We start from the raw sequence: 12739 nt of genomic DNA on the forward strand, positions 1-12739 counted from the left end.
GACGCGATGGCCGGCCAGCCCCAGCGTGTCGCACTCCTCGACTCCGGGTGCGGCCTGCTGCCCACCGCCGGGTGGCTGCGCCACCTGCGCCCGGACCTCGCCCTCGACCTCTACCTCGACCCCGAGGGCATGCCGTGGGGGTCGAAGGCGTCGTCGTGGATCGTCGACCGGGTCGTCGGCACCGGCCGGCGCGCCGTCGCGCGGGGCGCCGACGCGATCGTCGTGCCGTGCAACACCGCGTCGGTGACCGCGGTGGTGCCGCTGCGCGAGGCCCTCGAGCCCGACCGGCCGGTGGTCGCGACGGTGCCGGCGGTCAAGCCCGCGGGCGCCACCGGGCTGCCCTTCGCGGTCTGGGCCACCGAGCGCACCACGGGCAGCGCCTACCAGGCCGACCTGCTCGCGCGGTTCGCCGCGCCCGGCCAGGCGGACTCCGTCGCCTGCCCCGGGCTCGCGACCGCCGTCGAGCACGCCGACGCCGGCGCGGTGCGCGAGGCGGTCGCGTCCGCCGCCGCGCGCACGCCCGCACGGTGCCGCTCGGTCGTCCTCGGCTGCACCCACTACCCGCTGGTCGTCGAGGAGATCCTCGCCGCGCTGCCGCCCGGTACCGGCCTGCACGACAGCTCGCGGGCCGTGGCCGGGCAGGCGCTGCGCCGCCTCGGCCTGCCCGAGGACCCGGCCGCCGAGCCCGCCGAGGTCCGCGTGCACCTCGGTGGCGAGGAGGGTCCGCTGCCCCCGGCCGCGCTCGCCTACCCGATCGGCCGCGCGCTGGCCCGGGGCGGGCGGGTCGCCCGCGCCGAGCTGCCGACCACCGACGAGACGCTCTCCGGCACGCGCCCCGACACCGCGGAGCAACCGGCGCTGCGCGGGGTGTGACGGCGGCGGGAACCCCTAGGCTCGGCGTCGTGATCCCGGCCGAGAACATCCGCGACTGGCGCAACCGCCCGGTGGTCGACCCGGAGGGCTCGAAGATCGGGACCCTGGACGCGGTCTACGTCGACACCATGGGCGACGAGCCGGCGTTCGCGACGGTGAAGATCTCCTCGCTGTTCGGGAGCACCCGGCTCGCCTTCGCCCCGCTCGCGGGCGCCGTCGTCACGCCCGACCACGTGAAGATCGCGTTCGGCCGGGAGCTCGTGCGCGAGGCGCCGTCCATCGACGCCGACGGCGAGCTGCGCGCCGAGGACGAGCCGGGGGTGTTCGGGCACTACGGGCTCGAGTACCGCACCGGGTCGCGGGGCGAGCGGCGCCTGGCCCGGCGCTGACGGGTCAGGACGTGGCGCTCGCGGCGCCGACGGCCTCGCGCCGCACGCGGTCGACGTAGGCCTGCGAGCGGTTGTAGGCCAGGACCGCCGCCCGCCAGTCGTCGCCGCGGCGCAGGTCGCGGTCGTCGGCGCAGAGGTAGCGGGCGGCGGCCAGGGCGGCGTCGTCGAGGTCGTCGGGGTCGCGCACCCCGTCGCCGTCCCCGTCGGCGCCGTAGAGCGCCCAGGTCGTCGGGATGAACTGGAGCGGGCCGACCGCGCGGTCGTAGGTGGTGTCGCCGTCGAGGCGCCCGCCGTCGGTGTCGCGGATGGTGCGGTTGCCGTTCGTGCCGTCGAGCTCGGGGCCCCGGATCGCCGCGAGCGGGCGGCCGCCCTCGTCGAGCGCCGTGTCGCCGAACCGGCCGTGGTTCGACTCCACCCGCCCGAGCCCGGCGAGGGTGACCCACGACAGCCCGCAGTCGGCGAGCTCGTCGCGCGCGGCGGCCTCCGCGCCGGCGTAGGCGACGAGCGCCCGGTCGGGCACGCCGCTGCGGGCGGCCACGTCGGCGGCCCAGCTCGCCCGCGCCGCGGCGTCCGCGGGCGCCGGCGCAGCGGCCGGCTGCGCGTAGGCGGGGGCGGCGTCCGGCCCGCGGCGCGTCACCGCCACCACGCCCGCGACCGCCGCCCCGATCAGCAGGAGGAGCACGACGGCCGCGGCGACGAGGTTCTCGAGCTGCCGGGCGTCGGGGCGGTCGTCCCGGTCGCTCCTCGGCGGCGTGGTCACCCGCCCGACGCTACGGGCCGCGGCGTGGCGGCCCGGTGGGCGTCCGCCCGTGCCTGCCCGTCCGCGCCCTCCCGCCCCGCGCTCCGACGTCCGGAGCAACCGCCCGCCGGAGCGACGCGGAGTGTCGTCGCTGCGACACGCGTCTCACCCGCTCGTCCCCGTGGACCAGGAACCGGTCACCGACAGCCCCCCGATCGATGGGCCGTTCGGGGGCGCGCGTCACCGGGCCGATCGGGCACGCTGTCGCCCTCCCACCGCCAAGATCACCGCCGTGGTCACCGCCCGGCGGCGGGGTCGCCAGCTTCCCAGCAGCGTCGCCGGAGGGGGCGCCATGGACATCGACGTCCGGCTGCGCGTGTTCACGTGGTTCGCCGACGTGTCGGGGGCGGTCGCCGTGAGCCGCATGGGCCCCGAGGAGATCACGCGCGCCCGCACGCGACGCCTGTCCCACAACCTCGTCACCTCGCGGGTCTTCGGCCCGATGCCGCGGGGCGTGTTCGTCACCGACCGTGTCGCCGACACCGCCGTCGGCCCGCTCCCGGTGCGCCTCTACCGCCCGCACACGGCGCGCGCGCTGCCCGTCGTCGTCAACTTCCACGGCGGCGGCGGAACGCTGGGCAACCTCGACCAGTCGGACTGGCTGTGCGCGCACGTCGCCTCGCGGGTCGGCGCGCTGGTGGTGTCGGTCGACTACCGCCTCGCTCCCGAGCACCCCTACCCGGCGGGCCGCGAGGACGGGTACGCGGCGGTGTCCTGGGTGGCGCGCGAGGCGGCGTCGCTGGGCGCCCGCACCGACCGCCTGGCCGTCATGGGCGACAGCGCCGGCGGCAACCTCGCCGCGGTCGTCTGCCTGCTCGCCCGCGAGGCCGGGCCGGCGATCGACGCCCAGGTCCTGCTCTACCCCGTGCTCGACCTGACGTTCTCGCGCCCGTCGGTGGACCGCTTCGCCGCCGGCCCCGTCCTGACGCGCGCGGACATGGAGGTGTTCCGCCGCCACTACCTGGGCGGGCCGGCCGACCCCGCCGACCCGGGCGACCCGCTGTGCTCCCCGCTGCTCGCGCCGGACGTGTCCGACCTGCCCCCGGCGCTGGTGGTCACGGCCGGGGTCGACCCGCTGCACGACGACGGCGTCGACTACGCCGCCCGGCTGGGCGCGGCCGGCGTGCCCGTCCGGCACACCGACCACGCCCGTGCCGTGCACGGCTTCCTGTCGTTCCCCGGCGTCTGTCGGGCCGCGGCGGCGGCGCTCGACGACGTCTGCGACGAGCTGACCGCGCGCCTGGTGTAGGGCCTGGTGCAGGGCCTGGTCAGGCGTCCATGTGCAGACCGCCGTTGACCGAGTAGACCTGGCCCGTGATGTACCCCGACTCGGGGTCGGCCAGGAACTCGACGACGCGGGCGATCTCGTCCGGCTGGCCGAGGCGCTTGAGCGGGATCCCCGACACGATCTTCTCCAGGGCCTGCTCGGGCACGGCGGCGACCATGTCGGTCTCGACGTAGCCCGGCGCCACGCAGTTGACGGTGACGCCCTTGCGCGAGCCCTCCTGGGCCATCGACATCGTCATGCCGAAGAGCCCGGACTTGGTCGCCGCGTAGTTGACCTGCCCGGCGTTGCCCTTCTCGCCGATGACCGAGCTGATGTTGACGATGCGGCCCATGCCCCGCTCGGCCATGTGCAGGTACGCGAGCTGCGACATGTAGAAGGTGCCGGAGAGGTTGACCTGGACCACGCGGTCCCAGTCGTCGACCTCCATCTTCGCCACCATCTTGTCCGCGGTGATGCCGGCGTTGTTGACCAGGACGTCCACCCGGCCGTGGGCCTGGAGCACCTCGTCGAAGACGCGCTCGCAGTCGGCGCGGTTGCCGATGTTGCCCTGGTGGATCGTGATCTGGTCCGGGAACTCGGCCTTGAGTTCCTCGGCCGAGTCCGGGTTCGACGAGTAGCCGACGCCGACCTTCATGCCGCGTCGAGCCATCCGCTCGCTGATCGCGCGCCCGATGCCCCGGGCGCCGCCGGTCACGATGGCCACCTGTCCGGTCATGTCTCCCATGCGTGCTCCCCTGCTCCGTGGACAGCGCTGTCGGCGGTCCTTGTACCCATGTGGTGGGCCGGACCACACGATCCGGTGCCCATCGAAACCGGCGGATCGGGCGACGGGAAGCCCCGGTCGGCCCTACCCGACGGTAGACGCTCGTTGCGAAACATCCCAAGCATCCGTACGTTCCGTGCAGCACCCAGAGCCGGGTGCGATCGAGCGCTCACCGCGTGTGAGCGCGAGGAGGTGCGCCATGACGGCCCTCGCCGACGACCTCGAGAACACCAGCGACGTGCTGGACGCCGACCCCACGGCGGTGCAGACCGAGGCCCCCTCACCCGATCCCGCGGCCTACCTGCGCGGCTACCACGCGACGGCGGCCGTACGCGGCGTCGCGGAGATGACCAAGGGCGCGGGCTACGTGGCCCGCCGGGCGCTGCGCCAGTCGCTCACCCCCGGCCGCAACACCCGGGACGCGCAGCGGTGGTGGCGCCACGTGCTCACCCGGCGCCGGCCCCAGTGGCACAACGAGCACGAGATCGTCTTCGAGACCCCGATCGCGCGCCTGCGCGACTTCTCGCAAGGCTCCACGGACGACGTCGTCCCCGCCCTCGTCCTGCCGCCACAGGCCGGGCACGACTCGTGCATCGTCGACTTCCAGCCGCGCCAGTCGCAGATGATGGTCATCCGCGAAGCCGGGCTGACGAGGGCGTTCACCCTGGACTGGGTCGGGGCGACGCGCGCGACGTCGGGCACGACCATCGAGGACTACATCGCCGTCGTCGACCGGGCCGTCGAGCACGCGGGCGGCCGGGTCAACCTCATCGGCGACTGCCAGGGCGGGTGGCTCGCGACGATCTACGCCGCGATCCACCCGGAGAAGGTCAACACGCTGACCCTCGCCGGCGCGCCCATCGACTTCCACGCCGGCGAGACCCCGATCGGGGCGTCGTCGCGGGTGTTCACCCAGCGCTTCGGCCAGCTCCCGTACCGGGCGATGGTCGCGGCGGGCGGCGGCAACATGCCGGGCTCGTTCGTGCTGGGCGGCTTCATCGCCATCCGCCCCGACGCGGAGATCGCCAAGCACGTCGACCTCCTGCGCAACCTCGACGACCCGGTGGCCATCGGCCGCTACGAGGCGTTCGAGGACTGGTTCAAGCACACGCAGGACGTGCCCGGCACGTTCTACCTGTGGCTGGTCGAGCACCTGTTCGCGGGCAACGAGCTGATCCACGGCGACCTGGTGGTCGGCGGCGAGCGCGTGGACATGCGGCGCATCTCCTGCCCGCTGTTCCTCCTCGGCGGCGCGACCGACCACATCACCCCGCCGGTCCAGGTCTTCGCCGCCGCGGACCACGTGTCCACGCCGGCCGACCAGGTCACCACCCGCACCGCGCCCGGCGGGCACCTCGGGCTGTTCATGGGCAACCAGGCGCTGCGCCACGAGTGGCCGCCGCTCCTGGCCGCCGTGGCGGAGCACTCGCGCCCGTAGCCGACCGGCGCCGACCGACGCCGATCGACCTGGACCGATTCCGCGGATCGTCCGCTGATCGTCGCCCGCGGGCCTGGGTCTCGACCCCGGCCCGCGGGTACGTTCAGACGTCCGGCCCTCGCCTCCACGAGGGCACCGCGCACACCGTGACCACCCACGGACCGGCCGGGGTGGTCGGTCGTCCCCGGCGCACCGCCGCGCCACCCATCGACCAGGAGGGTCCACCGCATGCCCGGCTCCGTCATCGTCTCCGGCAAGCGCACTCCCATCGGCAAGCTCTCCGGCGCCTTCGCGAGCATGACCGCGGGGGACCTGGGCACCACGGCGATCAAGGCCGCCCTCGACGCCGCCGGGATCAGCGGCGAGCAGGTCGAGTACGTGGTCATGGGCCAGGTGGTCCAGGCCGGCAACGGCCAGAACCCCGCCCGCAAGGCGTCGACCGACGCCGGCATCCCGATGTCGACGCCCTCGTTCACGCTGAACAAGGTCTGCCTGTCCGGCCTCGACGCCGTCGCGCTGGCCGACCAGATGATCCAGGCCGGCGAGTACGACATCGTCGTCGCCGGCGGCATGGAGTCGATGACCGCCGGGCCGCACATGCTGCCCAAGGCCCGCCAGGGCTACAAGTACGGCCCGGGCACGCTCATCGACGCCACCGACCACGACGGTCTCACCGACGTCTACGACCACGAGTCGATGGGCGCGTCCACCGAGCGCTTCGCGTCCTCGATCGGCCTGTCGCGCCAGGAGATGGACGAGGTCTCGGCCGCGTCGCACCAGCGCGCCGCCGACGCCGCCAAGAACGGCCGCTTCGAAGCCGAGATCACCGCCGTCGCGGTGCCGCAGCGCAAGGGCGACCCGATCAGCGTCACCGAGGACGAGGGCGTCCGCGGCGACACCTCCGCGGAGGGCCTCGGCAAGCTCAAGCCGGCGTTCGCCAAGGAGGGCGCGATCACCGCGGGCAGCAGCTCGCAGGTCTCCGACGGCGCGTCGGCCACGGTGGTCATGTCGGCGAAGAAGGCCCAGGAGCTGGGCATCGAGCCGCTCTGCGAGATCCGCAACCACGGCTGGGTCGCCGGCCCGGACAACTCGCTGCTCTCGCAGCCGTCGAACGCCGCGTTCAAGGCGCTGCGCCGCGAGGGCATCGACCCCTCCGACGTCGGGCTGTGGGAGATCAACGAGGCGTTCGCGGCCGTCGCGATCCAGTCGGCCCGCGAGCTCGGCCTGAGCTCCGACCAGGTCAACACCGACGGCGGCGCCATCGCCCTGGGCCACCCCATCGGCGCCACCGGCAACCGGCTCGCGGTGCACTGCGCCCACGAGCTGCGCCGCCGCGGCGGCGGCTACGCGGTCGCCAGCCTCTGCGGCGGCGGCGGCCAGGGCTCGGCGCTGATCTTCCACGCCTGACCCCCGGTGTCAGCGGAGTGGCTCCGCTGACGTCCAGTGTCCGTAGTTCCACTCCGATCACGCCCGGCGCGGCGGTCACCTCGCCCGAGGTGGCCGCCGCGCCGTCGTTTCCGCGGTCTCCACGGAACCGCGGCACCCGCTGCTGCGTCGAACCGGGTGCGGGACCGCGCCCGGTGGGAGGAGCCGGGCGCGGTCCCGCCCGATCGACCGGGGCGACGGATCGATCATGCTCACGGCGGTGACCATGGTCGGGTGCGCATGCCAAGGTGGGTGCCCGGGCACAGGTGACCGGGAGCACACCCTGAGAAGACGGAGGCCAGCACATGCCGCAGGAGGTCCGGGGCGTCGTGTCCCGGGAGAAGGGCAAGCCGGTGACGGTCGAGACGATCGTCATCCCCGACCCGGGGCCGGGTGAGGCCGTGGTGAAGGTCCAGGCCTGCGGGGTCTGCCACACCGACCTGCACTACCGCGAGGGCAACATCGAGGACGCCTACCCGTTCCTGCTCGGCCACGAGGCCGCGGGCGTGGTCGAGGCGCTCGGTGACGGCGTCACCGGTCTCGAGGTCGGCGACTACGTCATCCTCAACTGGCGTGCCGTGTGCGGGGTCTGTCGCGCGTGCCGCAAGGGCAAGCACCACCTGTGCTTCGACACCCACAACGCCGCCCAGGCGATGACGCTCAAGGACACGGGCGAGGAGCTCAAGCCGGCCCTGGGCATCGGCGCGTTCGCGGAGAAGACGCTGGTGCACTCCGGGCAGTGCACGAAGGTCAACCCCGACATCGATCCGGCCCAGGCCGGGCTGATCGGCTGCGGGATCATGGCCGGCGCGGGTGCGGCCATCAACACCGGTGCGGTCGAGCGCGGCGAGACCGTCGCCGTCATCGGCTGCGGCGGCGTGGGCGACGCGGCCATCGCGGGCGCGGCGCTCGCCGGGGCGACGACGATCATCGCCGTCGACACCGAGGACCGGAAGCTGGAGTGGGCCAAGGGCTTCGGCGCCACCCACACCATCAACGCGAAGAACACCGACCCGGTGCAGGGCATCCGCGACCTCACCGGCGGCTTCGGTGCCGACGTCGTGGTCGACGCCGTCGGCATCCCGGCCACGTGGAAGCAGGCGTTCGAGGCCCGCGACCTCGCCGGCCGCCTGGTGCTCGTCGGCGTGCCGTCGCCGGACATGAAGCTCGAGGCCGACTTCCAGCCGTTCTTCTCCCACGGCGGGTCGCTGCGGGCGTCCTGGTACGGCGACTGCCTGCCCAGCCGCGACTTCCCCATGCTGGTCGACCTCGCCCTGCAGGGCCGGTTCCCGCTCGACAAGTTCGTCACCGAGCGGATCTCCCTCGACGACGTCGAGCAGTCCTTCGAGAAGATGCACCACGGTGACGTGCTGCGTTCGGTGGTGATCCTGTGACCGCCGAGAAGGTCGGCGAGGGCGTCGAGCACCTCACGACGTCCGGCCAGTTCCAGATCGACGGCAAGTCGTTCGACGTCGACAACAACGTCTGGATCGTCGGCGACTCGTCCGAGGTCGTCCTCCTCGACGCCCCGCACGACGCGGAGGCGATCAAGTCCGCGATCGGCGACCGCAACGTCGTGGCCATCCTGTGCACGCACTCGCACAACGACCACGTCAACGCCGCGCCGGCGATCGCGGAGGCGTTCGACGCGCCGATCCTGCTCAACCCGGAGGACCGGGTGGTCTGGAACCTCACCTACCCGGACCGCGAGCCCGACGGCGAGATCCACGACGGCGAGACGTTCACCATCGGCGGGATCGACCTGCGGGCGATCCACACCCCGGGGCACTCCCCCGGGTCGACGGTGTTCTACGCGCCCGACCTCGGCACGCTGTTCTCCGGGGACACGCTGTTCAACGGCGGACCGGGCGCGACCGGACCGTCCTACTCGGACTTCAACGTGCTCATCGAGCAGCTGGCCGACAAGGTCTTCTCGCTGCCCGGCGACACCATCGTGCGCACCGGTCACGGCGACACGACGAAGGTCGGGGACGAGGCCGCGCGCCTCGAGGAGTACCGCGAGCGGGGCTACTGAGGCCCAGCTCCGTGGGAGATGCAGCACGCCGATAGGGAGTTCCCGACCGACCCCTACCCCGGGGTCGCGCCGGGTTTCTCGTTCGTGCACCTGGACGGGGCGAGCCACCGGCTCGCCCCGTCCGACCGCGCCGCCGCCGGCTGGACCGTGGACGGCACGGACGGCGACGACCTCGACCGCTGGCTCGCCGACCGCGGGGCCGCGCCGATGGCCGCGCGGGTCCCGGTGCTCGCGTTCGGGTCCAACCGCAGCCCGGGCAAGCTGACGTGGCTGCGCGAGCACCTGGGCCTCGCGGGGCCGGCGGTGGTCCTGCGGGCGCGGGTCGAGGGCCTCGCCGCCGTGTGGGCGGCGGGGCTGCGGGCACGGGACGGGGCGCGGCCCGCGACGCTCGCGGTCGCCCCGGGGGCGGTCGAGGCCCACGCGGTGTGGATGGCGACGCCGGACCAGGTCGCCGTCCTCGACCGCTGCGAGGGACGCGGCGAGCGCTACGACCTGGTGCGGCTTCGGACCGGGCTCGTCGAGACCGAGGACGGCGCCCGCCTCGACGGCGTGTGGACGTACTGGGCGGGGGCCCCGGTCCGGGCGCCGCTCCTGGTCGGCGGGGCCCCGGTGCCGGTCGTCGACGTCGACCAGGCCGCGGCGCGGGACCTCGTCGGCGAGCCCGCCCCGCCCGTCCCGGACGCCGTCACCGTCGAGCACGGCGCCCCCGACCCGTCCTCGTGGCCCGACCGCGTGTTCGTCTACGGCACGCTCCTGCCCGGCCGGCGCGCATGGCGGCTGATGGCGCCGCACGTGACCGGCGAGCCCGTCGGGGCGTGGCTGCCGGGCCGGGTGCACGACACCGGGCGCGGCTACCCCGCCCTGGTCCGCGGCGGACCGGGCCGGGCGCGCGGGGCGGTGCTGACGCTCGCCGACCCCCCGGCCGCACTGCCCGCCCTCGACGCCTACGAGGGGCCCGACTACCGCCGCCAGCGCGCCGTCGCGCACACCGCCGAGGGCCGCCGGACGGTGTGGGTGTGGACCTGGCCCGGCCCGGTGTCCGGCGCGCCGCTGACCGACGCCTGGCCGGCGGTCTGAGCGCTACCAGCGCGTCCGGACGGTGACCCAGCCGGGAGCCGCCGGAGCGGTCGCCGGGGCCGGCGCGGGCTCCGGGCCGGGCCGCGCGGCCGCGTCCGCGGCGGCCCCGTCGCGCTGCCGGGCGTGCCGCCCGAGCGCGAGGAGCGCGAGCCCCGCGAGGAGCGCGACGCCGGCCAGGACGAGCACGCCGAGGGCCACGAGCGGCGGCACACCGTGCAGTCGCGGCACCCCGGGCACGGCCAGCGGCACGGCGCCCAGGAGCAGGATCACGGTCACCGTCGTCACCACCGCGATGCGCACGCCCGCCCCTCTCCCCGGATCTCCAGCCTCCACCGGAGGCCGTGGCGACCGCCAGCGCTCGTTGCGACGAACGGGGTCACGATGCGGTCCCGGTCGGCGGGATGTCCTCCGGTGGACGCGATCGAGGGACTCCGACATCCTGTCCGCCGGCTCGGAGGTGGGGAGCGATGCTCGAGATCGACGGGATCTCCAAGCGGTTCGGGGCCACGGTGGCGCTCGACGGCATGACCTTCACGGTGCGGCCCGGGGAGCTGTACGGCTTCGTCGGCGCCAACGGTGCGGGCAAGACGACGACCATGCGCATCGCGCTCGGGGTGCTCGCCGCCGACGCCGGGGAGGTGCGGCTGGACGGCCGCCCCCTCGACGCCCGCTCCCGGCGGCGGATCGGCTACATGCCCGAGGAGCGCGGCCTCTACCCGCGCATGGCCGTCGGCACCCAGTTGCGCTACCTGGCCGAGCTGCGCGGTCGCTCGGCCGCCGAGGCGCGCGCCGCGACGGACCGTTGGACCGACCGCCTCGGGATCGCCGAGCGCCGCGCCGACGAGGTCCAGCGCCTGAGCCTGGGCAACCAGCAGCGCGTCCAGCTCGCGGCCGCGCTCGTCGCCGACCCCGACGTCCTCGTGCTCGACGAACCCTTCTCCGGCCTCGACCCGATGGCTGTCGACGTCATGAGCGAGGTCCTGCGCGAGCGCCGCGACGCGGGCGCGCCGGTGGTCTTCTCGTCGCACCAGCTCGAGCTCGTCGAGCGGCTCTGCGACCGGGTCGGGATCGTGCGCGGCGGGCGCCTCGTCGCGGAGGGCACGGTCGCGGAGCTGCGCGCGGCGTCGGCGAGCGAGGTCGTCGTCGACGCCCCGCAGGCGGCGACCGGCTGGGCCGACGTGCTGCCCGGCGTGGCCGCGGTCCGGGTCACCGAGGAGGGCACCGTGCTCACGCTCGCCGACGCCTCGGACACCACCCTCGGCACGGTGCTCGACGCGGCCCGGCGCACCGGCCCGGTGCACGAGTTCCGGCGCCGCCGCCCGACGCTCGCCGAGATCTACCGCGACGCCGTCGCCGACCACGTCCCGGACCTCCACCCGCAGCCCGGCGCCGCCGCGTGAACCCGCGCCTGCGCCCGGTCGGTCTCATCGCCCGCCGGGAGTTCGCCTCGCGGGTCCGGGGGCGGGCCTTCGTCGTCGGGACCCTCGCCGTGCTCGTGCTGCTCGGCGCGTACGCGGCCGTGCTCGCGACGATCACGGCCGGCGAGGACACCGCGCGCGTGGGCGTCACGGGCCCCGCGGTCGCGCTCGCCGGTCCGCTGCAGCGCGCGGCCCCCACCGAGGGCGTCACGCTCACCGTCATCCCGCAGCCCGACGTCGCGGCGGGCGAGGCCGCGGTCCGCGCCGGGGACCTCGACGCCCTCGTCGGCGGCGAGCCCGCCCGGCCGCGGGTGTTCGTCGAGTCGGAGCCCCCGGCCGACCTGGAACGGGTGCTGGACGACGCCACCACCGTCGTCGCCCGCGACGCGTTCCTCACCGGCCGCGGGGTGGACCCGGGGGCGCTCGACGCGGCGCTGGCCGAGTCCGGGCCGGTGATCGTGGCCGCCGAGCCGCCCGACCCGCAGGCCGGCCAGCGGCTCGGTCTCGGGCTGGCGGGCGCGTTCCTGCTGTTCTTCTCCATCCAGTCCTACGGCGCGATGGTCGCGCAGGGCGTCGTCGAGGAGAAGGCGAGCCGGGTCGTCGAGATCGTGCTGTCGTCGGTGCGGCCGTGGCAGCTGCTTCTTGGCAAGGTGCTCGGGCTCGGCGCGGTGGGGCTGCTGCAACTCGTCATCCTCGGCGGGGCCGGGCTCGCCGTCGCCGGGGCGGCGGGCGTGCTCGCCGTGGGCCCCGGGCTCGTGACGACGCTGGCGTCCGTGGTCGTCTGGTACCTGCTCGGGTTCGCGCTCTACGCGACGGTGTTCGCGGCGGCCGGGTCGCTGGTGTCGCGGCAGGAGGACACGCAGAGCGTGCTCTCGCCGGTGACGATCACCGTGCTCCTCGGGTTCGTCGTCGGCTTCAACCTCTTGACCTCCGACCCGCGCGGCACCGGCATCACCGTGCTCTCGCTGCTGCCGCCCTTCAGCCCGCTGTTCATGCCCGCCCGCGTGGCGCTGGGCGTCGCGCCGGTGGGCCAGGTCGTCCTCGCGTTCGCGCTGACGATCGCGTTCACGGGCCTCGTGCTGGCCCTCGGCGGGCGGATCTACGCGAACTCGGTGCTGCGCACCGGCGCGCGCGTGTCGCTGCGCGAGGCCCTGGGGCGGGCGCGGGGCTGAGCCCGGGCCACCGTGGGCCGCGCCGCACGGGGAGGACGGTGCCGGTGTCGATCACCGGCGCG

At 75.0% G+C, this 12739-nt stretch carries 13 protein-coding genes; 10 read left to right on the forward strand and 3 right to left on the reverse strand.

Annotated features, from left to right (window positions below):
* The first annotated feature begins 6 nt into the window (after positions 1–6).
* Both ACYX4T_RS13875 and ACYX4T_RS13880 read left to right on the forward strand, forming a co-directional pair.
* Entirely contained in the window at positions 7–873 is an 867-nt protein-coding gene (locus ACYX4T_RS13875; protein WP_476015074.1) for a glutamate racemase, read from the forward strand.
* Between the two features lie 29 nt (positions 874–902).
* Positions 903–1262, forward strand: a complete 360-nt coding sequence (locus ACYX4T_RS13880) for a PRC-barrel domain-containing protein (protein WP_476015075.1) — start codon at positions 903–905, stop codon at positions 1260–1262.
* Between the two features lie 4 nt (positions 1263–1266).
* Here the strand turns inward: ACYX4T_RS13880 and ACYX4T_RS13885 are convergent, their stop codons facing one another.
* Positions 1267–2022 carry a lytic murein transglycosylase gene (locus ACYX4T_RS13885; RefSeq protein ID WP_476015076.1) on the reverse strand — a complete coding sequence of 252 codons (756 nt, stop codon included), beginning with the start codon at positions 2020–2022 and terminating at the stop codon, positions 1267–1269.
* 331 nt (positions 2023–2353) lie between these two features.
* Here ACYX4T_RS13885 and ACYX4T_RS13890 point away from each other — a divergent pair, with 331 nt between their 5' ends.
* A complete protein-coding gene (locus tag ACYX4T_RS13890; protein ID WP_476015077.1) occupies positions 2354–3310 on the forward strand; it encodes an alpha/beta hydrolase in 957 nt (318 codons plus the stop codon).
* Between the two features lie 19 nt (positions 3311–3329).
* On the opposite strand, the gene ACYX4T_RS13895 is transcribed toward ACYX4T_RS13890, so the two are convergent.
* The gene (locus ACYX4T_RS13895; RefSeq protein ID WP_476015078.1) at positions 3330–4073 is read right to left on the reverse strand and encodes a 3-oxoacyl-ACP reductase family protein; all 744 of its coding nucleotides are present in this window, start codon (positions 4071–4073) and stop codon (positions 3330–3332) included.
* Positions 4074–4311: 238 nt separating this feature from the next.
* Between ACYX4T_RS13895 and ACYX4T_RS13900 the strand changes: the two genes are divergently transcribed.
* From ACYX4T_RS13900 to ACYX4T_RS13920, 5 genes are all read left to right on the forward strand, one after another.
* Positions 4312–5550 (forward strand): alpha/beta fold hydrolase, encoded by a 1239-nt coding sequence (locus ACYX4T_RS13900; RefSeq protein ID WP_476015079.1) that lies wholly within the window; start codon positions 4312–4314, stop codon positions 5548–5550.
* 228 nt (positions 5551–5778) lie between these two features.
* Positions 5779–6957: an acetyl-CoA C-acetyltransferase gene (locus ACYX4T_RS13905; protein WP_476015080.1), complete on the forward strand. Its 1179-nt coding sequence runs from the start codon at positions 5779–5781 to the stop codon at positions 6955–6957.
* A gap of 323 nt (positions 6958–7280) precedes the next feature.
* A complete protein-coding gene (locus tag ACYX4T_RS13910; RefSeq protein ID WP_476015081.1) occupies positions 7281–8369 on the forward strand; it encodes an S-(hydroxymethyl)mycothiol dehydrogenase in 1089 nt (362 codons plus the stop codon).
* Complete coding sequence (locus tag ACYX4T_RS13915) at positions 8366–9010, forward strand: MBL fold metallo-hydrolase (RefSeq protein WP_476015082.1); 645 nt, start codon at positions 8366–8368, stop codon at positions 9008–9010. Before ACYX4T_RS13910 ends, ACYX4T_RS13915 begins: the two co-directional genes overlap by 4 nt.
* Positions 9011–9028: 18 nt before the next feature.
* Positions 9029–10087, forward strand: a complete 1059-nt coding sequence (locus tag ACYX4T_RS13920; protein WP_476015083.1) for a gamma-glutamylcyclotransferase — start codon at positions 9029–9031, stop codon at positions 10085–10087.
* A 3-nt stretch (positions 10088–10090) separates the two neighbouring features.
* On the opposite strand, the gene ACYX4T_RS13925 is transcribed toward ACYX4T_RS13920, so the two are convergent.
* Entirely contained in the window at positions 10091–10387 is a 297-nt protein-coding gene (locus ACYX4T_RS13925) for a hypothetical protein (protein WP_476015084.1), read from the reverse strand.
* Between the two features lie 167 nt (positions 10388–10554).
* Here ACYX4T_RS13925 and ACYX4T_RS13930 point away from each other — a divergent pair, with 167 nt between their 5' ends.
* Complete coding sequence (locus ACYX4T_RS13930; RefSeq protein ID WP_476015085.1) at positions 10555–11487, forward strand: ABC transporter ATP-binding protein; 933 nt, start codon at positions 10555–10557, stop codon at positions 11485–11487.
* A complete protein-coding gene (locus ACYX4T_RS13935; RefSeq protein WP_476015086.1) occupies positions 11484–12677 on the forward strand; it encodes an ABC transporter permease in 1194 nt (397 codons plus the stop codon). Before ACYX4T_RS13930 ends, ACYX4T_RS13935 begins: the two co-directional genes overlap by 4 nt.
* The last annotated feature ends 62 nt before the right edge of the window (positions 12678–12739 follow it).

The sequence above is a fragment of the Actinomycetospora sp. ABD4_176 genome, assembly GCF_056311855.1.